Source organism: Streptomyces sp. NPDC059201 (genome assembly GCF_042754585.1).
Lineage (GTDB): Bacteria > Actinomycetota > Actinomycetes > Streptomycetales > Streptomycetaceae > Streptomyces.
The window spans coordinates 135,820-154,130 of sequence record NZ_JBHZBB010000005.1 but is presented as its reverse complement, the minus strand read 5'-3'; the positions used below and the strand labels follow the sequence as shown (position 1 = coordinate 154,130).

At 73.3% G+C, this 18,311-nt stretch carries 18 protein-coding genes; 6 read left to right on the top strand and 12 right to left on the bottom strand.

Annotated elements, in window-relative coordinates; all coding sequences use genetic code 11:
* Positions 1 to 139: 139 nt before the first annotated feature.
* Complete coding sequence (locus tag ACFXMG_RS18810) at positions 140 to 2,683, bottom strand: ATP-binding protein (RefSeq protein WP_383819244.1); 2,544 nt, start codon at positions 2,681 to 2,683, stop codon at positions 140 to 142.
* A gap of 211 nt (positions 2,684 to 2,894) precedes the next feature.
* Between ACFXMG_RS18810 and ACFXMG_RS18805 the strand changes: the two genes are divergently transcribed.
* Positions 2,895 to 3,296 carry a YciI family protein gene (locus tag ACFXMG_RS18805; RefSeq protein ID WP_383819243.1) on the top strand — a complete coding sequence of 134 codons (402 nt, stop codon included), beginning with the start codon at positions 2,895 to 2,897 and terminating at the stop codon, positions 3,294 to 3,296.
* 13 nt (positions 3,297 to 3,309) lie between these two features.
* Here ACFXMG_RS18805 and ACFXMG_RS18800 read toward each other — a convergent pair whose 3' ends face one another.
* The 4 genes from ACFXMG_RS18800 to ACFXMG_RS18785 form a co-directional block, all read right to left on the bottom strand.
* Positions 3,310 to 4,014, bottom strand: coding sequence for an ABC transporter ATP-binding protein (locus ACFXMG_RS18800; RefSeq protein WP_383819329.1), 705 nt, complete (start codon positions 4,012 to 4,014; stop codon positions 3,310 to 3,312).
* Between the two features lie 284 nt (positions 4,015 to 4,298).
* Positions 4,299 to 5,066 (bottom strand): DUF3710 domain-containing protein, encoded by a 768-nt coding sequence (locus ACFXMG_RS18795; protein ID WP_383830805.1) that lies wholly within the window; start codon positions 5,064 to 5,066, stop codon positions 4,299 to 4,301.
* Between the two features lies 1 nt (position 5,067).
* A complete protein-coding gene (gene dut / locus ACFXMG_RS18790) occupies positions 5,068 to 5,580 on the bottom strand; it encodes a dUTP diphosphatase (RefSeq protein ID WP_383830808.1) in 513 nt (170 codons plus the stop codon).
* The gene (locus ACFXMG_RS18785) at positions 5,580 to 6,164 is read right to left on the bottom strand and encodes a PaaI family thioesterase (protein WP_383830811.1); all 585 of its coding nucleotides are present in this window, start codon (positions 6,162 to 6,164) and stop codon (positions 5,580 to 5,582) included. Before ACFXMG_RS18785 ends, dut begins: the two co-directional genes overlap by 1 nt.
* Positions 6,165 to 6,222: 58 nt before the next feature.
* Here ACFXMG_RS18785 and ACFXMG_RS18780 point away from each other — a divergent pair, with 58 nt between their 5' ends.
* Complete coding sequence (locus ACFXMG_RS18780) at positions 6,223 to 6,738, top strand: DUF3093 domain-containing protein (RefSeq protein WP_383830813.1); 516 nt, start codon at positions 6,223 to 6,225, stop codon at positions 6,736 to 6,738.
* Positions 6,739 to 6,796: 58 nt separating this feature from the next.
* Here the strand turns inward: ACFXMG_RS18780 and ACFXMG_RS18775 are convergent, their stop codons facing one another.
* From ACFXMG_RS18775 to ACFXMG_RS18760, 4 genes are all read right to left on the bottom strand, one after another.
* Positions 6,797 to 7,858: a hypothetical protein gene (locus ACFXMG_RS18775; RefSeq protein WP_383830816.1), complete on the bottom strand. Its 1,062-nt coding sequence runs from the start codon at positions 7,856 to 7,858 to the stop codon at positions 6,797 to 6,799.
* 13 nt (positions 7,859 to 7,871) lie between these two features.
* The gene (locus ACFXMG_RS18770) at positions 7,872 to 8,168 is read right to left on the bottom strand and encodes a DUF4193 domain-containing protein (RefSeq protein ID WP_003955561.1); all 297 of its coding nucleotides are present in this window, start codon (positions 8,166 to 8,168) and stop codon (positions 7,872 to 7,874) included.
* A 397-nt stretch (positions 8,169 to 8,565) separates the two neighbouring features.
* Positions 8,566 to 9,804, bottom strand: a complete 1,239-nt coding sequence (locus ACFXMG_RS18765) for a sensor histidine kinase (protein ID WP_383830820.1) — start codon at positions 9,802 to 9,804, stop codon at positions 8,566 to 8,568.
* A gap of 4 nt (positions 9,805 to 9,808) precedes the next feature.
* Complete coding sequence (locus ACFXMG_RS18760; protein WP_030753578.1) at positions 9,809 to 10,462, bottom strand: response regulator transcription factor; 654 nt, start codon at positions 10,460 to 10,462, stop codon at positions 9,809 to 9,811.
* Positions 10,463 to 10,856: 394 nt separating this feature from the next.
* Between ACFXMG_RS18760 and ACFXMG_RS18755 the strand changes: the two genes are divergently transcribed.
* Positions 10,857 to 11,042, top strand: coding sequence for a hypothetical protein (locus ACFXMG_RS18755; RefSeq protein ID WP_383830823.1), 186 nt, complete (start codon positions 10,857 to 10,859; stop codon positions 11,040 to 11,042).
* An 82-nt stretch (positions 11,043 to 11,124) separates the two neighbouring features.
* On the opposite strand, the gene ACFXMG_RS18750 is transcribed toward ACFXMG_RS18755, so the two are convergent.
* Both ACFXMG_RS18750 and ACFXMG_RS18745 read right to left on the bottom strand, forming a co-directional pair.
* Positions 11,125 to 11,940: an inositol monophosphatase family protein gene (locus tag ACFXMG_RS18750; protein ID WP_383830803.1), complete on the bottom strand. Its 816-nt coding sequence runs from the start codon at positions 11,938 to 11,940 to the stop codon at positions 11,125 to 11,127.
* An 11-nt stretch (positions 11,941 to 11,951) separates the two neighbouring features.
* The gene (locus tag ACFXMG_RS18745) at positions 11,952 to 13,079 is read right to left on the bottom strand and encodes a ferrochelatase (RefSeq protein WP_383830801.1); all 1,128 of its coding nucleotides are present in this window, start codon (positions 13,077 to 13,079) and stop codon (positions 11,952 to 11,954) included.
* Positions 13,080 to 13,238: 159 nt separating this feature from the next.
* Here ACFXMG_RS18745 and ACFXMG_RS18740 point away from each other — a divergent pair, with 159 nt between their 5' ends.
* The gene (locus ACFXMG_RS18740) at positions 13,239 to 14,504 is read left to right on the top strand and encodes an MFS transporter (protein ID WP_383830798.1); all 1,266 of its coding nucleotides are present in this window, start codon (positions 13,239 to 13,241) and stop codon (positions 14,502 to 14,504) included.
* Positions 14,440 to 15,792 (top strand): D-arabinono-1,4-lactone oxidase, encoded by a 1,353-nt coding sequence (locus ACFXMG_RS18735; RefSeq protein WP_383830795.1) that lies wholly within the window; start codon positions 14,440 to 14,442, stop codon positions 15,790 to 15,792. The genes ACFXMG_RS18740 and ACFXMG_RS18735 overlap by 65 nt, the downstream gene beginning before the upstream one ends.
* Before the next feature lie 7 nt (positions 15,793 to 15,799).
* On the opposite strand, the gene ACFXMG_RS18730 is transcribed toward ACFXMG_RS18735, so the two are convergent.
* Positions 15,800 to 16,786 carry a hypothetical protein gene (locus ACFXMG_RS18730; RefSeq protein ID WP_383830792.1) on the bottom strand — a complete coding sequence of 329 codons (987 nt, stop codon included), beginning with the start codon at positions 16,784 to 16,786 and terminating at the stop codon, positions 15,800 to 15,802.
* A 411-nt stretch (positions 16,787 to 17,197) separates the two neighbouring features.
* Here ACFXMG_RS18730 and sepH point away from each other — a divergent pair, with 411 nt between their 5' ends.
* On the top strand, positions 17,198 to 18,265 hold the full coding sequence (gene sepH, locus ACFXMG_RS18725; RefSeq protein WP_383830789.1) for a septation protein SepH: 1,068 nt from the start codon (positions 17,198 to 17,200) through the stop codon (positions 18,263 to 18,265).
* The last annotated feature ends 46 nt before the right edge of the window (positions 18,266 to 18,311 follow it).

Here is an 18,311-nt window from a genome sequence, read left to right as displayed (position 1 = left end):
GCTGTACGGGGACGGGTACGGGAGCGGAGCGGGGTACGGGAGTGGGGTACGGAGGTGGAGTACGGAGGTGGGGCGAGGGTACGGGAGCGGGCGGGGCTGCGAGGCGGGGCGAGGCCGCGGGGGCGTGCGGGGCGCGGGGTCAGGTCACCGCGTGGGCCGAGAGGTCGGCCGGGGGCGGCGGCGCTCCGGCGGCGGCCCGCAGCGTGAGGACCATCGTCAGCCCGCCGCCCGGGGTGTCCTCGGCGCTGATCGTGCCGCCCATGGCCTCCACGAAGCCGCGGGCGACGGCGAGGCCGAGGCCGACGCCGGAGCCGCGCGGGGCGTCGCCGAAGCGCTGGAAGGGCTCGAAGATGCCGTCCTTGGACTCGTCGGGGACGCCGGGGCCGCGGTCGACCACCCGGAGCTCGACGCGGTCGCCGAGGGCGCTGGCGGCGACGGCGACGGGCACCCCGTCGGGGCTGTACTTGACGGCGTTCTCGACGATGTTGGCGACGGCCCGTTCGAGGAGGCCCTTGTCGACCTCGACCATGGGCAGGGTCTCGGGGACGTCGGCCTCGGCGCTGCCGTCGGGGACTCCGCCGAGGGCCATGGGCACGACCTCGTCGAGGTCGACGGCGCGGATGAGCGGGGTGACGGTGCCGGTCTGGAGGCGGGACATGTCGAGGAGGTTGCCGACGAGGTGGTCGAGGCGGTCGGCGCCGGCCTCGATGCCCTCCAGGAGTTCGGCCCGGTCCTCCTCGGACCACTCGACGTCGTCGGAGCGGAGCGAGGAGACGGACGCCTTGATGCCGGCGAGCGGGGTCCTCAGGTCGTGGCTGACGGCCGCGAGGAGGGAGGTGCGGATCTTGTTGCCCTCGGCGAGCTTGCGGGCCTCCTCGGCCTCGCCGACGAGCCGCTGGCGGTCGAGGACGACGGCGGCCTGGGCGGCGAAGGCGCCGAGCACCCGGCGGTCCTCGGCGGGCAGCACGCGCCCGCTCAGCGCGAGGGCGAGGTGGTCGCCGACCGGCATGTCCACGTCGGCGTCCTCGGGCCGCAGGGCCGGGTGGGGGCCGACGGTGGCGGCGTGGGTCCAGGGCTCGGCGCCGTCGGTCCGCTCCAGCAGGGCGACGGACTCCATGGAGAAGGTCTCCCGGACCCGTTCGAGGAGGGCGTCGAGGCTGGTCTCGCCGCGCAGCACGCTGCCGGCGAGGTAGGAGAGCACCTCGGACTCGGCGCGCAGCCGGGCGGCCTGGTGGGTGCGGCGGGCGGCGAGGTCGACGACGGAGGCGACGGCCATGGCGACGCCGAAGAAGACCGCGATGGCGACGATGTTCATCGGGTCGGCGATGGTGATCCGGTGGATCGGCGGGGTGAAGAACCAGTTGAGCAGCAGCGAGCCGACGGCGGCCGAGGCGAGCGCCGGCAGGAAGCCGCCGAGCAGGGCCGACGCGACGGTGAGCGCCAGGAACAGCAGCATGTCGTTGGCGAGGCCGAGGTCCGCGTCGGTGTGGGTGAGGACCAGGGCGAGCGCGATCGGGGCGGCGACGCCGACGAGCCAGCCGCCGATGATCCGGGAGCGGCCGAGGCGGGCTCCGCGGGCGACCGGGAGGCCACGGCCCTTGGCGACCTCGCCGTGGGTGACGATGTGGACGTCGAGGTCGGGGCCGGACTCGCGGGCGACGGTCTGGCCGACGCCGGGGCCGAGGACGTACTGCCAGGAGCGGCGGCGGCTGGAGCCGAGGACGATCTGGGTGGCGTTCACCCCGCGCGCGAACTCCAGGAGGGCGTTGGGTATGTCGTCGCCGACGACGTGGTGGAAGGTTCCGCCGAGGTCCTCGACGAGGGTCCGCTGGACCGCCAGCTCCTTCGGGGAGGCCGAGGTGAGGCCGTCGCTGCGGGAGATGTAGACGGCGAGGACCTCGCCGCCCGCGCCCTTCTCGGCGAGCCGGGTGGCGCGGCGTATGAGGGTGCGGCCCTCGGGTCCGCCGGTGAGGCCGACGACGATCCGCTCGCGGGCCTGCCAGGTGGTGCGGATGTTGTGCTCGCCGCGGTACTGCCGCAGGTACTCGTCGACGCGGTCGGCGGTCCACAGCAGGGCCAGCTCGCGCAGGGCGGTGAGGTTGCCGGGGCGGAAGTAGTTGGAGAGGGCCGCGTCGACCTTGTCGGGCTTGTAGATGTTGCCGTGGGCCATGCGGCGGCGCAGCGCCTGCGGCGACATGTCGACCAGCTCGATCTGGTCGGCCCGGCGGACGACCTCGTCGGGGACGGTCTCGCGCTGGCGGACGCCGGTGATGGCCTCGACGACGTCGCCGAGCGACTCCAGGTGCTGGATGTTGACGGTCGAGACGACGTCGATGCCGGCCGCGAGGAGTTCGGCCACGTCCTGCCAGCGCTTGCGGTTGCGGGAGCCGGGGACGTTGGTGTGGGCGAGTTCGTCGACGAGGGCGACGGCGGGGCGGCGGGCGAGGACGGCGTCGACGTCCATCTCGGTGAAGACGCCGCCGCGGTACTCGATCTCGCGGCGGGGCAGCTGCTCCAGGCCGTGCAGCATGACCTCGGTGCGCGGCCGGCCGTGGTGCTCGACGAAGCCGACGACGCAGTCGGTACCGCGCTCGACCCTGCGGTGGGCCTCGGCGAGCATCGCGTAGGTCTTGCCGACGCCGGGTGCCGCGCCGAGGTAGATCCGAAGCTTGCCACGTCCCATGGACCGACCATACGTCGGGCTGATCGGACATTCTGCACACGAAGGAACACCCCGGTGCGGTATTGACATGATTCTGATGCGAAAGCTGGGACCGGAAGGCGGTCGCCGTGTCGAGAACGCGGATCCTGCTCCGACCACCCGGTGACGGCGGGCCACGGGGCCCGCCGCACCAGCAACGAGTCACGCACACGACACGCACGAGGAGCACCCCATGAAGTACATGCTGCTGATGCAGTTCAGCTCGCGGACCCTCGACGTCCCCTCGATCACCGAGTGGGCGCCGGAGGACGTCCGGGCCCACATCGACTTCATGATCAGCACGAACGGGAAGCTGACGGCGGGGGGCGAGCTCCTCCAGGCCGAGGGGCTGGCGATGCCGGAGACGGCGCGGATCGTCCGGGCGGGCGGGGACGGCGCGCCGCCGGTGGTGACCGACGGCCCCTTCGCGGAGACCAAGGAGTTCCTGGCCGGCTGGTGGATCGTGGAGGTCGGCTCCGAGGAGCGGGCCCTGGAGATCGCCGCCACGGTGTCGGCGGCGCCCGGCCCCCGCGGGGTGCCGATGAACATGCCGATCGAGGTCCGCGAGATCCCGGCGGGCCCGCCGGAGGTCTGAGGGGCCTGCCGACTCAGACTCCGGCGACGGCCTCGGCGGCCGCTTCGACGCCCGCTTCGACGATCTCGCCGTCGCGCAGTTCGAGGACCCGGTCGGCGAGGCCGAGGAGCTGGTGGTCGTGGGTGGCGACGAGGGCGGTGCAGCCCTCGCTGCGGACCACGGCCCGGAGCAGCTCCATCACCGCGAGGCCGGTCTCCGCGTCGAGCTGGCCGGTCGGCTCGTCGGCTATGAGCAGCGCGGGCTTGTTGGCGAGGGCGCGGGCGATGGCGACCCGCTGCTGCTGGCCGCCGGAGAGCTCGCCGGGGCGCTGGGAGGCGTGGTCGGCGAGACCGACGAGGGCGAGGAGCAGGGCGACCCGCTCCTCGCGCTCGGCGGGGTCCGCCTTGCGCAGCCGCAGGGGGACGCCGACGTTCTCGGCGGCGGAGAGGATGGGCAGCAGGCCGAAGGACTGGAAGATGAAGCCGATCCGGTCCCGGCGCAGCTCCAGGAGGCCCTCCTCGCCGAGGGTGGAGAGGTCGGTGCCGTCGATGACGATCCGGCCGCCGTCGGCGCTGTCGAGGCCGCCGACGAGGTTGAGCAGGGTGGTCTTGCCGGAGCCGGAGCGGCCCTTGAGGGCGACCAGCTCGCCGCGCGGGATGTCGAAGGAGACGCCCTTGAGGGCGTGGACGGCGGCCTCGCCCTCGCCGAAGGACCGGCGCAGGTCCTCCACCCGGATCATCGGGCCCCCGGCGGGGTCCTCGACGACGCCCGTCGCGGACCGCGTGCTGTTCTCGCTCACCCTGCGCTCCCCCTCCTCGAACACCTGCGCTCCAGTATGGGCGGCGGCCGCCGCCCGGACCAGAGTCCGGAACCCGGAGCCGACCCCGATCTTCGGACGGCCGGACCCGCTCTCCGGACGCGCGGACCCGTAGGGGGCGCTCTGAGGGGCGTGTACGGGCCTTCGGCCGCCGGTCACCGCGCGCCCCCGGAAAAGGCCGGTGGGCCGGGGTGTCCCGGGGCGCGTCAGCGGATCTCGGAGATCTCCGGTCCGCGCTGGAGCTGGCCCATGCCGCCGGAGAAGCGGGAACCGGCCTGCTCCTCCTGCTGGACGCCGTCCGGCACCATCTGCGCGTCGTTCGGCAGCTTGAGGACGATCGGGTCGCGCGGGGCCATCGGGCCCTCGCCGCGGGTGACCACGGTGTCCCGGACGATCTGCTCCAGCAGACCGGCCGCCTCGGGCTGGACCGCGCCCTGGCCGGAGATGACACCGCGCAGGAACCAGCGCGGGCCGTCGACGCCGACGAAGCGCACGATCTGCACGCCGCGGTTGCCGTCGGGCAGCTGGACGGGGACCTGCGCGCGCAGCTCCCAGCCGAGCGGGCCCTCGACCTCGTCGATGGCACCGCCCTGCTGGACGATGCCGGTGGCGATCTCCTCGCGGACCTCGCCCCAGATGCCTTCCTTCTTGGGCGCCGCGAACGCCTGGAGCTGCACGGCGCTGTCGCGCAGCACGATGGTCGCGGCGACGATCGCGTCACCGGCCACCTCCACGCGGAGTTCCATGCCCTCGACACCGGGCACGTAGAGACCGCCGAGGTCGACGCGGCCCTCTTCGGGCTTGGCGACCTCGGAGATGTCCCAGGGACCGTCGGGCCGGGGCGCCGGCGGAAGGTTCACCTTGCGCGGCTGGTCGGCCGCGTCCACGGCGTCCTCACCCTCCACGGCGTCGACGACCTGCTCGACCTCGCCCGCCTCGTCGGCGGCACCGCTCTTCTTGCGACGTCCGAACACGTCACTGTCCTTCCCGGTCGGATACGACCGAAGCGTATCGATTCCCACCCGTCGTGCCGTCCACGGCGGCATGACCGCCGGTGGACCCGAAGCCCCCCTCGGCCCGCGCCGAGCCGGGAAGCTCCGCCACCTCGTGGAAGCGCACCTTCTCGACCTGCTGGACGACCAGTTGGGCAATCCGGTCGAAGCGCTCGAACCGGACGCTCTCGCGCGGGTCGAGATTGACCACGATCACCTTGATCTCTCCACGGTACCCGGCATCCACCGTCCCCGGGGCATTCACGAGCGCGACTCCGCAGCGGGCGGCGAGCCCGGAGCGGGGGTGGACGAAGGCGGCGTAGCCGTCCGGGAGGGCGATCGAGACGCCGGTGGGCAGCACGGCGCGCTCGCCGGGGGCCAGGACGGCGGCCTCGGTGGTGACGAGGTCGGCGCCGGCGTCGCCGGGGTGGCCGTAGGCCGGGATCGGCACGTCCGGGTCGATCCGGCGGATCAGGACGTCGACGGGGGTACGCATCAGGGGTTCACCTCGAAGGCGCGGGCGCGCCGGACCTGGTCGGGGTCGGACATGGCGGCCTGGATCTCCTCCGGGCGGCCGTTGTCGATGAAGTGGTCGACCTTGACCTCGACGAACATGGCGTCGGCGCGGACGGCGACGAGGCCGTCGGGGCCGCCGATCCGGCCGGTGGCGGTCGAGTAGATCTTGCGGCCGTGGACGGCGGTGACCTCGGCCTGGAGGTGGAGGACGGTGCCGACCGGCACGGGCCGGCGGAAGTCGGTCTCCAGGCGGCCGGTCACGGCGATGACGCGCAGCAGCCAGTTCAGGGAGCCGAGGGTCTCGTCGAGCGCGGTCGCGAGCACGCCGCCGTGGGCGAGCCCGGGGGCGCCCTGGTGGTCGGCGGTGACGGTGAACTCGGCGGTGACGGTCACGCCGTCGCCCGCGCGGGCCTCCAGGTGGAGTCCGTGGGGCTGTCCGTCGCCGCACCCGAAGCAGTGGCCGTAGTGCGAGCCGAGCGGCTCGCCCGGGGCGGGCGCGTCCGGGTGGCGGGTCGGCGCCACGGCGTCGGCCGGCGGGGTGAGGGCGGCAGATGTTGCAGTCACAGGCGCAGACCTTACCCGCGCGGCCGGGCGCCGGTCGCGCCGTGCCAAGCTTGGACGCATGCAGCCTTCCGCACCGTCCTCATCGTCCGGGGCCTCCTCCCCCGGGTCCTCCGCGTCCACGGCGGCGCCGCGTTTCGACGAGCGGCTGACCGTGCCCGGTTCCTGGTGGGTGATCGTCGTTCTGCTGGGGCTCTCCGGCGGTCTGGTCATGTTCCCGCTGGGGACGGTGCCGACGCTGGGCGGCGTGATCGCGGCGGGCGTGGCGGCCGGTGTGGCGGCGTCCTCGTACGGCTCGGCCCGGATCCGCGTGGTGGCCGGTTCGCTGGTGGCGGGCGAGGCCCGGGTGCCGGTGTCGGCGCTGGGGGCGGTCGAGGTGCTGGACGAGGAGGAGGCGCGCGCCTGGCGCACGTACAAGGCCGATCCGCGCGCCTTCATGCTGATGCGCAGCTATGTGCCGCGGGCGGTGCGGATCGAGGTCACGGACCCGGCCGACCCGACGCCGTACCTGTACCTGTCGAGCCGTGACCCGGAGGGTCTGGCGGCGGCGGTGGAGGCGGTACGGGAGGAGGGCTGAGCCCTCCCCATTTCCGTGGAGGTCCGTCCCGGGGCCGCGGCAGGCGGCCCGGGGCGGTCTAGAAGCCCAGCTCCTTGGGGTTCTCGGGCTGCTCCAGCGGGGGAAGCTCCCGCAGGCGGTCCCAGGGGACCTGGCGGGCTCTGAGGTCCTTGCGGATGTGCCCGGCGAGCTTCTTGGTGTCGCGTCGGTTCATGACCGCGCCGACGGCTGCGCCCACCATGAACGGGGTGAGGTTCGGCAGGTTGCGGACCATGCGCTTCATGATCTGCTGGCGCAGTTCGCGCTTGAGCTGCCCGCCGAGGGCCGCGTTGATCGTCGTGGGCTTGGTGGGGTCGATGCCCCGCTCCTCGGCCCAGGAGGTCAGGTAGGCGGCCGAGCGCTGGGGCAGGGTGCCGGGCGGCCTCAGTCCGTAGACCTCGTGGAGCTCGGCGATGAGCTTGAGCTCGATCGCGGCGACGCCGGTGATCTCCGCTGCCAGCTCGGCCGGCATGGCCGGCGGTACGGGGAGCATGGCGGCGGCGCCGATGCCCGCGCCGACGGTGGAGCTCGCGTTGGCCGCGCCGAAGACGAGTTTGTCGGCCAGTTCCTCGGGGCCGAGCCCGGGAAACTGTTTGCGGAGGGTCGCGAGGTCGCGGACGGGGACGCGCGGGGCCAGGTCGATCAGGCGGTCGGCCAGATAGCCGATGCCCGCCTTGGCTCCGTCGCCGCTCCGCTTCACGCCCTGCTTGACGCCCTCCACGCTCCGGCGGACGGCGTCGATGCGCGCGGCGTCGATCCTGATGCGGTCGAGCTGGGCGCGCGCCGGGTTGGCCAGCCGCCTGACGGCGTCCAGCCTTCCGTGACGGCTGTCGTCACGGTCCTCGGGCGCCTCGGGGTCCGAGGAGCCTTCGGGGTCCCGCTCCGCGGGGAGCGGTGCCTCGCCCGGTCGGGTGCCGGCAGCTTCGAGCGAGGCCGTGGGGCCCCGCTCGTCGTCCGCCACGCCGAGGGAGGGCTGAGGGGCGGCCTGCTCGGCGTCGGGAGCCTCCTGGGCGCCCTCCGTCGGGCCTGTGCCGCCCTTGTGCGTCCGGGGCTTCGAGGGAAGCCTCAGACGCCGCTTCCGGGACGGTGTGTCGCCTGTCACGGCCGCGCCTGACTCAGTCGCAGTCGCGGCAGATCGGCTGGCCGTTCTTCTCGCGCGCCAGCTGGCTGCGGTGGTGCACGAGGAAGCAGCTCATGCAGGTGAACTCGTCGGCCTGCTTCGGCAGGACCCGGACGGCCAGCTCTTCGTTCGAAAGATCGGCGCCCGGGAGTTCCAGGCCCTCGGCGGCCTCGAACTCGTCGACGTCGACGGTCGAGGTCGACTTGTCGTTCCGACGAGCCTTGAGCTCCTCGAGGCTGTCCGAGTCGACGTCGTCGTCGGTCTTGCGTGGGGTGTCGTAATCCGTTGCCATGTCGCTCTCCCCCTCTGGGTGGTTGCGGGTGTCTCAGCGCACGTAACGCGTGAGAGGTCGGACTTGTGCCCGACCTGAGGCGCAGATTTTGCCTCACATCAAGGTCTGTTACTCAATCGACACCCGTCCCGGACACTTCACGAGTGAGCGGGTACGAGTGGCGATGCGGACCGTACACGGTCCTGGGGGCGTTCGCGTGGAGCGCCACCCCGTGTACTTTCCGCCGCTCAGCGTCCGGGAAACCCGGACTTTTCCGGGTTTTCCCCCGGATTTCACGGTCACGGAGCGCGATGCCCCGGGCACTCGCGCTTGTGATCGATCACACACGGCCGTCTCAGGACGGGGGTCCCGGAATTCCGCTCAAAGCGAACAGATCGGGCTTCGCCCTTGCAGTCTGTCAGATCGGCAGAGTGACACGCATCACCAGGCCGCCGCCCTCGCGGGGCTGCGCGCTGATGCGTCCACCATGCGCCCGGGCCACCGAGCGCGCGATCGACAGCCCGAGACCGACGCCCTTGTCGCTGCCCGTCCGCTCCTGGCGGAGCCTGCGGAACGGCTCGAAGAGGTTGTCGATCTCGTACGCGGGGACCACGGGGCCCGTGTTGGACACCACGAGCACCGCCTGACCGTGCTGGGCCTCGGTGGTGACCTCGACCCATCCCCCGTCCGGAACGTTGTACCGCACGGCGTTCTGGAGCAGGTTCAGGGCGATCCGCTCCAGCAGGACGCCGTTGCCCTGGACGACGACCGGGGAGCGCTCGCCGCGCATCTCCACGCCCCTCGCCTGGGCCTCCTCGTGCACCTGGTCCACGGCCCGCTCGGCGACCTCGGCAAGGTCCACGGCCTTGCGTTCCACGATCTGGTTGTCACTGCGGGCCAGCAGCAGCAGGCCCTCGACCAGCTGCTCGCTGCGCTCGTTGGTGGCCAGCAGGGTCTTGCCGAGCTGCTGGAGCTCGACCGGCGCCCCGGGGTCGGAGAGGTGGACCTCCAGGAGCGTGCGGTTGATCGCCAGCGGGGTGCGCAGCTCGTGCGAGGCGTTGGCGACGAAGCGCTGCTGGGCGGTGAAGGCCCGCTCCAGGCGCTCCAGCATCTCGTCGAAGGTGTCCGCGAGCTCCTTCAGCTCGTCGTCCGGGCCGTCCAGCTCGATCCGGCGGGCCAGGTCGGAGCCGGCCACCTGGCGGGCGGTCCGGGTGATCCGGCCGAGCGGCGAGAGGACCCGGCCGGCCATGGCGTAACCGAAGGCGAAGGCGATGATGCTCAGCCCGAGGAGGGCGAAGAGCGAGCGGCGCAGGAGGTCTTCCAGGGCCCGGTCGGACTGCTGGCTCAGGCAGATGGAGACGGCGTGGTTGAACTGCTCGCCGGTGCCCTTGTCGGGCAGCACGCACCAGGAGGTGGTGGGCTGGACCTGGCCCTCGACGATCTTGAACGGCAGGTCGGCCGCGCTGGCGCTCAGGGTCTGCGCGGTGAAGAGGTAGATGATCGACAGCAGCAGGATGCCGGCGATCAGGAACATGCCGCCGTAGAGCAGCGTGAGCCGTATCCGGATGGTCGGCCGGAGCAGCGGCCTGACCGGGTCCCGCGGGTCCCAGGTGGGTTTCGGTGGCGCCTGCGGGTGCGGCGCCGGGGTGGCGGCCATCGGGTCAGATCCGGTATCCGGAGCCGGGGACGGTGACGATGACGGGCGGCTCGCCCAGCTTGCGGCGGAGGGTCATGACGGTGACCCGGACCACGTTGGTGAACGGGTCGGTGTTCTCGTCCCACGCCTTCTCCAGGAGCTGCTCCGCCGAGACGACGGCGCCCTCGGAGCGCATCAGCACCTCCAGGACGGCGAACTCCTTTGGCGCGAGCTGGACCTCCCGGCCGTCCCGGAAGACCTCGCGGCGGTTGGGGTCGAGCTTGATGCCGGCGCGCTCCAGGACCGGCGGCAGCGGCACGGAGGTGCGGCGACCGAGGGCCCGTACGCGCGCGGTGAGCTCGGTGAAGGCGAAGGGCTTGGGGAGGTAGTCGTCGGCGCCCAGCTCCAGGCCCTCGACCCGGTCGCTGACGTCGCCGGAGGCCGTGAGCATCAGGACGCGGGTGGGCATCCCCAGCTCGACGATCTTGCGGCAGACGTCGTCGCCGTGGACCAGGGGCAGGTCGCGGTCGAGGACGACGACGTCGTAGTCGTTGACGCCGACGCGCTCCAGGGCGGCGGCGCCGTCGTACACGACGTCGACGGCCATGGCCTCCCGGCGCAGTCCGGTGGCCACCGCATCGGCGAGCAGCTGCTCGTCCTCGACGACGAGTACGCGCACGTCGTTCTTCCTTCCTTCGGCGCTCCGGTCCGGGGGACGGGAGGGCGGTTCTGAACACTGACTGTGCGTGTCCATCCTGCCCCGTACGCGCGTAAACCGGCTGTAAGACGGCGGTACCCGCCTCCCCGCGCGCGGGGAGCGCGGAAGGGAGCGCCGAGGGGAGCGCGAACGGGATCACGGAAGGGACCGCGGCGGGCGGCGCGAAGAATTCACCTGACTCGGGCGTGAGTTGAGGTTTCCGTGTGCGGAGGGGTGGGGAGGAGGTCTGCACACCCCGCGATCACGCCCTGTCTGTGGCACGCCCACGGCTCTTCCGTCCCCCGGGAGCGATACGGAGCGTGATCCATCCATCCTCGGCACACCCCCGTGCCGCCGGACCCACGAGGAGGGGCGCATGGACGCGTTCACCGCAGGGCTGCTGCACCGCATCAGGACCACGCAGTCGGACCTCACGCGTGCCCGCGAGACCGGCGACGACTACCTCGCGGACGTCGAGCAGGCCGAGCTGGACGACCTGCACCGACTGGCCGCGGAGCACGGCGTGCAGGTCGTCGTGCCCGTCTGCGCGCAGAGCGCCTGAGCGACGGCGCTCCCCCGGGAGTGCCGCGGCGGTGCCCCGGAACCCTCTGGGTTCCGGGGCACCGCCGTGTCCGGGGCCGTTCTCAGTCGTGCCAGGCGCCCAGCCGGTCGAGCAGCTCCTGGAGGGGCTCGAAAAGGCCCTCGGGGGCCGCCACGGCCAGTTCACCGGACTCGGGCTGTCCCGGACGCCCGCCGGTGCGCGCGCCCGCCTCGCGGGCGATCAGGGCCCCTGCGGCGTGGTCCCAGGGGTTGAGCCCGCGCTCGTAGTACGCGTCGAGCCTGCCGGCCGCCACGTCGCAGAGGTCGATGGCGGCCGAGCCGCCGCGCCGGATGTCCCGGACCAGCGGCAGGACCTCCCGGACCACCTCGGCCTGGTGGGCGCGGCGCGCCTGCACGTAGCCGAAGCCGGTGCCGAGCAGGGCCTGGTCGAACGGGGGCGCGGTGCGGACCGCGAGCCGGCGCTCGCCCAGGTACGCGCCGCCGCCGAGGACGGCGCGGTAGGTCTCGCCGCGCAGCGGGGCCTCGACGACGCCGACGACGGTCTCGCCGTCGAGCTCGGCGGCGATGGAGACCGCCCAGGACGGCAGGCCGTAGAGGTAGTTCACGGTGCCGTCGAGGGGGTCGATGACCCAGCGGACGCCGCTGCTGCCCGGGCTGGCGGCGCCCTCCTCCCCGAGCAGGCCGTCGTGCGGGCGGTGCTCGCCGAGGAAGCCGGTGATCAGCTTCTCGGCGGCGATGTCCATCTCGGTGACGACGTCGATGGCGCTGGTCTTGGTGGCGGCGACGGTCAGGTCCTCGGGCCGGCCGTCGCGCAGCAGGGCGCCGGCCCGCCGGGCGGCCTCCAGGGCCAGTTCGAGCAGCTCGGCGAGGAGCGGTGCGGGGGCGGGTGCGGGGGTCACGGCGTGGCTCCTCAGGCGTAGGGGCTGTCGGCACCGGCGGCGGCGGGGCGCTCGGCGCGGGCCGGGCAGCAGCCGATCGGGCACAGGTCGTGGGAGGGGCCGAGGGCGCCGAGTGCGCACCGCTCCGCGCGCGTGCCGCGCTCGGCGGCGGCGCGCTCCAGGACCAGCTCGCGGACGGCGGCGGCGAAGCGGGGGTCGGCGCCGACGGTGGCGGAGCGGCGGACCGGGAGGCCCAGCTCGGCGGCCTTGGCGGTGGCCTCGGTGTCGAGGTCGTACAGGACCTCCATGTGGTCCGAGACGAAGCCGATCGGCACCATGACGGCGGCGGGGGCGCCCGCCTTGTGCAGCTCCTCCAGGTGGTCGCAGATGTCCGGTTCCAGCCACGGGATGTGCGGGGCGCCGCTGCGGGACTGGTAGACGAGCTTCCAGGGGTGGTCGACGCCGGTCCTCTCGCGGACCGCGTCGACGACGACCCGGGCCACGTCGAGGTGCTGCTTCACGTAGGCGCCGCCGGGGCCGTGGTCGGCGACGGTGCCCGAGGAGTCGGCGGCGGAGTCCGGGATGGAGTGGGTGGTGAAGGCGAGGTGGGCGCCGGGCCGGACGGACTCGTCGAGCTCGGCGAGGGAGGCGAGGACCCCCTCCACCATGGGCTCCACGAAGCCGGGGTGGTTGAAGTAGTGGCGGAGCTTGTCGACGCGGGGCACCGGCAGGCCCTCGGCCTCCAGGGCGGCGAGCGCGTCGGCGAGGTTCTCGCGGTACTGGCGGCAGCCCGAGTAGGAGGCGTACGCGCTGGTGGTGAGGACGGCGATGTGGCGGCGCCCGTCGTGGACCATCTCGCGGAGGGTGTCGGTGAGGTACGGGGCCCAGTTCCGGTTCCCCCAGTAGACCGGCAGGCGGAGGCCGGCCCCGTCGAGGTCGGCCCGCAGCGCGTCGAGCAGCGCGCGGTTCTGGCCGTTGATCGGGCTGACGCCGCCGAAGAGGAAGTAGTGCTGCCCCACTTCCTTGAGCCGCTCCTTGGGGATGCCGCGGCCGCGCGTCACGTTCTCCAGGAACGGGACGACGTCGTCCGGGCCCTCGGGGCCTCCGAAGGAGAGCAGCAGCAGGGCGTCGTACGGGGCGGGATCGTGCTGATCGGACATGGCACCGATCCTGCCACCCGGCACCGACGGCCCGGGGCGCGGCCCGTCCGGAATTCGGGGGTGACCCCGCTGCTTCGAACCCTTAGGCTTTAGCTATTAATTACACGTGTTGACCGCGTCGGGCGGGCGGCACGCCGCGTCGCAGAGCCGGAGAACCCCTTGCCCAGTCCCTACCGCGCGATCTTCTCGGCGCCCGGTACCACCTCGTTCTCCGTCGCCGGTTTCCTCGGCCGCATGCCGCTGTCCATGATGGGCATCGGCATCGTCACGATGATCTCCCAGGTCACCGGGCGGTACGGCCTCGCCGGCGCCCTCTCGGCGACGCTGGCGATGTCCGCCGCCGTGCTCGGCCCGCAGGTCTCCCGCATGGTCGACCGGTACGGGCAGCGCCGGGTGCTCCGCCCGGTCACGCTGATCTCCCTCGTCGCCGCCGCCGGACTGCTGCTCTGCGTGCAGCAGGAGGCGCCGGACTGGACGCTCTTCGCCTTCACCGCCGTGATCGGCGTCGTGCCGAGCGTCGGCGCCATGACCCGGGCCCGCTGGGCGGGCATCTACCGGGGCGACGCGCGCTCGCTGCACACCGCGTACTCGTGGGAGTCGATCGTCGACGAGGTGTGCTTCATCTTCGGCCCGATCATCTCGATCGGCCTGTCGACCACCTGGTTCCCGGAGGCGGGCCCGCTGCTGGCCGGCGTCTTCCTCGCGATCGGCGTCTTCTGGCTGACCGCCCAGCGGGACACCGAACCGAAGCCGCACCCGCAGTCCTCGGTGAAGGCCCCGTCGGCGCTCCGCTCCCCCGGTCTCCAGGTCCTCGCGATGGCCTTCGTGGCGACCGGCGCGATCTTCGGTTCGGTGGACGTGGTGACCGTCGCCTTCGCGGAGGAGCGCGGCCAGAAGGCCGCCGCCAGCCTGGTCCTCGCCGTCTACGCGCTGGGCTCCTGCCTGGCCGGAGCGGTCTTCGGACTGCTGCACCTCAAGGGCGAGCCGTCCCGCCGGTGGCTGCTGGGCGTCTGTGCGATGGCCGTGAGTATGATCCCCCTCCTACTGGCCGGGAACCTGCCGTTGCTGGCCGTGGCGCTCTTTGTCGCGGGCCTCTCCATCGCGCCGACGATGGTGACCACGATGGCCCTCGTCGAGAAGCACGTACCGCACACGCAGCTGACCGAGGGCATGACCTGGACGGGCACCGGCCTCGCGATCGGTGTGGCGCTGGGCTCCTCGGCCGCCGGCTGGGTGGTCGACGCCTCGGGGGCGGAGGCCGCGTACGTGGTGCCCGTCGTCTCGGGTGCGCTCGCGGTCGTGGTGGCCGTCCTTGGCCATCGCCGGCTGCGCACGCCGGCGCCGGACCGGGAGGGGCGAGATGAGCACGAGGACAGCGGGACCGACGGGGCGGGCGAGCGCCGGGGCGGGCAGCCCGTGGCGTAACTGGGCGGGGAACGTGTCCTCCCGCCCCGCGCGGGAGGCGAGCCCGGCCTCGGCCGAGGAGCTGGCCGCCGAGATCCGCCGGGCCGCCGAGGACGGGCTGCGGGTGAAGACGGTCGGCACCGGCCACTCCTTCACCTCGATCGCGGCCACCGACGGCCTGCTGATCCGGCCCGGTCTGCTCACCGGGATCCGGCGGATCGACCGCGAGGCGATGACCGTGACGGTGGAGTCGGGCACCCCGCTCAAGCGGCTCAACCTGGCGCTGGCCAGGGAGGGCCTGTCGCTCACGAACATGGGCGACATCATGGAGCAGACGGTCGCGGGGGCCACCTCGACCGGCACCCACGGCACCGGCCGCGACTCCGCCTCCCTCGCCGCCCAGATCCGCGCCCTGGAGCTGGTCACCGCCGACGGCACGCTGATGACCTGTTCCGAGAAGGGGACCGCCGAGGAGCGCGCGGTCTTCGCGGCGGCCCGGATCGGCCTGGGCGCGCTCGGCGTGATCACCGCGATCACCTTCGCCGTGGAGCCGGTCTTCCTGCTCACCGCGCGCGAGGAGCCGATGCGCTTCGACCGGGTGATCGCCGAGTTCGACGAGCTCCACGCGGAGAACGAGCACTTCGAGTTCTACTGGTTCCCCCACACGGACAACTGCAACACCAAGCGCAACAACCGCAGCGCGGGCCCCGCCGCCCCGCTGCCGCGCCTCGGCGGCTGGTTCGAGGACGAGTTCCTCTCCAACGGCGTCTTCCAGGCGGCCTGCTCGCTCGGCCGGGCGGTACCGCCCGCGATCCCGGCGATCGCCCGGATCTCCAGCCGCGCGCTGTCCGCCCGTACGTACACCGACATCCCGTACAAGGTCTTCACCTCCCCGCGCCGGGTCCGCTTCCTGGAGATGGAGTACGCGCTGCCGCGGGAGGCCGCGACGGCGGCGCTGCGCGAGCTGAAGGCGATGGTGGAGGGCTCCCCGCTGAAGGTGAGCTTCCCGGTGGAGGTGCGGACCGCGCCCGCCGACGACATCGCGCTCTCCACGGCCTCCGGCCGGGAGACGGCCTACATCGCCGTGCACCTCTACAAGGGAACGCCCCACCGCGGGTACTTCACCGCGGTGGAGCGCGTCATGACCGCTCACGGGGGCCGGCCGCACTGGGGCAAGGTCCACACCCGGGACGCCGCCTATCTGGCGGAGGCGTACCCGCGCTTCGCCGAGTTCACGGCGCTGCGCGACCGGCTCGACCCGGACCGGCTCTTCGGCAACGACTACCTGCGCCGGGTGCTGGGCGACTGACGGGGGCTCAGCCGGCCGGGTCGGCGGGGGGTGCCGCGGGGGCCTCCCCGGCGGCCGGGCCGGTGCCGGGCGTCCCGGCGGGCGCGGACGGCGTCTCGGGCGCCGTCGGGGCCGTGGGCTCCTGGGTCGGGTCCGTGCCGCCGTCGGCGGAGCCGGTCGGGTCCGGGGTGGGCGCCGTCGTGGCGTCGCCGCTCGGCGTCCCGCCGCCGGTCTCGGGGGTGGCGCCGGTCGACGGGGTGCCCGCGTCCGTGCCGGGCTCCTGGCCGGTCTCCTGCCCGGAGTCCCGCTGGTCGCCCTGTCCTGCGGAGCCGCTCGGCGCGGGGGCCTGCGGCTCGCGCTCCCCCTCCTGCCGCTCCTGCTGCTGTTCGGGGGTGTTCTGCTTGCCGCTGTCGCCGCCGCGGACCACGGAGCCGAAGGTGGTGGTGCCCTTGGTGCCGCTGAAGTCCTCGCCGGAGACCAGCTCGTAGGTGGTGATGCCGCCCATGGTGACGCCGAAGACGAGCGCGGCGGCCAGCACCGGGCGCTTCCAGCCGCGCAGGCGGGTGCCGTGGGTGGTGGCGCTCCCGAACTCCTCGTCGTACGGGAACGGGGCCGCGGCCTCGGGAACGGGGCCCAGCATCAGCGTGTGGCGGTCGCCCGCGGGGGGCGTGACGGGGACCTGACGCGCCTTCGGCTTGGCGGCGACGGTCACGTCCCGCACCTGCTCGCCGGTGCGCTTGAAGAGCTGCTGGAAGAGCGGGCCGCCGCAGGTGGCGATGACGCTGATCACGCCGGCGCCCAGGATCGTCCCGTAGACGCCGAGGGTGGAGGCGAGTTTGGCGGCGATCACGGCGGCGAGGGCGCTGCCGGCGACCTGGGGCACGCTCAGGTCGATCTTCCGCTTCGCCTCCGACCCGGGCTCCGGGGGTTCGCTCCCGGGGTCCGGCGTCCGTATCTCCGGCTCGTCCGTGTCGGTCGGCTGCCTGTGACGCATCTCCACCCTCTGCCTGGTCATCTGTTCCACCGTGCACCCAGAAGGGACACATGAGCGAAGCGAATAGTTCCGGTTCAGGGGGTTCTGTGAAGAGTGCCACGCGGGAGGATTGAGGGCGGGGGTCCAACTCCCGCGCACCCCGAGAAGTTGGGCGGCGCGCCGGTCCACCCGAGTGGCCCGAATGGAGTACATTGACGAACCCTGGGTCCGGACGCCTTCCGGAGCGCCCGGGAACGGAACCGCTACACAGTGTGACGCCCAGTCACTCCGGGTAGTGAACAGGTAACCGTGCCATAACGGCGGCCCAGGGTCCACGCCCGACACGCCGGGCAACTCGGCAAGGTAGTGGCAGGCTGCACCCGGGCAGGCCACACTCGACTAGCGGAAGCAGCGACGCACGTGACGTCGGCAGGCACCACCCGGGAGGTCCCCATGCCCGAACTGCGTGTCGTGGCCGTCTCCAACGACGGCACACGACTGGTGCTCAAGGCTGCCGACAGCACGGAGTACACGCTTCCGATCGACGAGCGGCTGCGGGCCGCCGTGCGCAACGACCGCGCGCGCCTCGGCCAGATCGAGATCGAGGTCGAGAGCCACCTCCGCCCCCGTGACATCCAGGCGCGGATACGAGCCGGTGCCTCCGCGGAGGAGGTCGCCCAGCTCGCCGGCATCCCCGTCGACCGCGTCCGCCGCTTCGAGGGCCCCGTGCTCGCCGAGCGCGCCTTCATGGCCGAGCGCGCCCGCAAGACCCCGGTGCGCAGGCCCGGCGAGAACAGCGGACCCCAGCTCGGCGAGGCGGTGCAGGAGCGGCTGCTGCTGCGCGGCGCCGACAAGGACACCGTGCAGTGGGACTCCTGGCGGCGCGACGACGGCACCTGGGAGGTGCTGCTCGTCTACCGGGTCGCCGGCGAGGTGCACACCGCCAGCTGGACCTACGACCCGCCGCGCCGGCTCGTCCAGGCCGTGGACGACGAGGCGCGGGCGCTGATCGGCGAGACCGACGACACCCTCGCCGCCGCGCCGGAGCCGAGCTTCCCCTTCGTACCGCGCATCGCCCGGCTGCCCCGGGACCGGCCGCTGGACCGGACCCTGGACCGCCCGATGGAGCGGCCGATGGACCGCGCCCTCGACCGGCAGCTCGACCGGACCCCGCTGACGGCGTCCGCGTCCGAGCCGGAGGAGGAGCGGGACTCGCTCACCAGCCTCCTGGAGGCCGTACCGAGCTTCCGCGGCGACCTGGTGGTCCCCGAGCAGCCCGACACCGAGCCCTCCGACGAGGTCGAGGCGGAGGAGCCGCCCGCTCCCGCCGCCTCCGCGGGGGCGGGCGCGGCCTACGCCGACGTCCTCATGCCCCGCTCCGTCTCCGGCCACCGCGACCGGCTGCACGGCGCCACCGACCGGCAGGCGGAGGCCGACGGCGTCCGCCCCGGCCGCCGCGCGGCGGTCCCCAGCTGGGACGAGATCGTCTTCGGGACGCGCAGGAAGAAGCAGCAGGACTGACCGCGCCCACGCGGTGAAGGGCCCGCACCGATCCGATCGGTGCGGG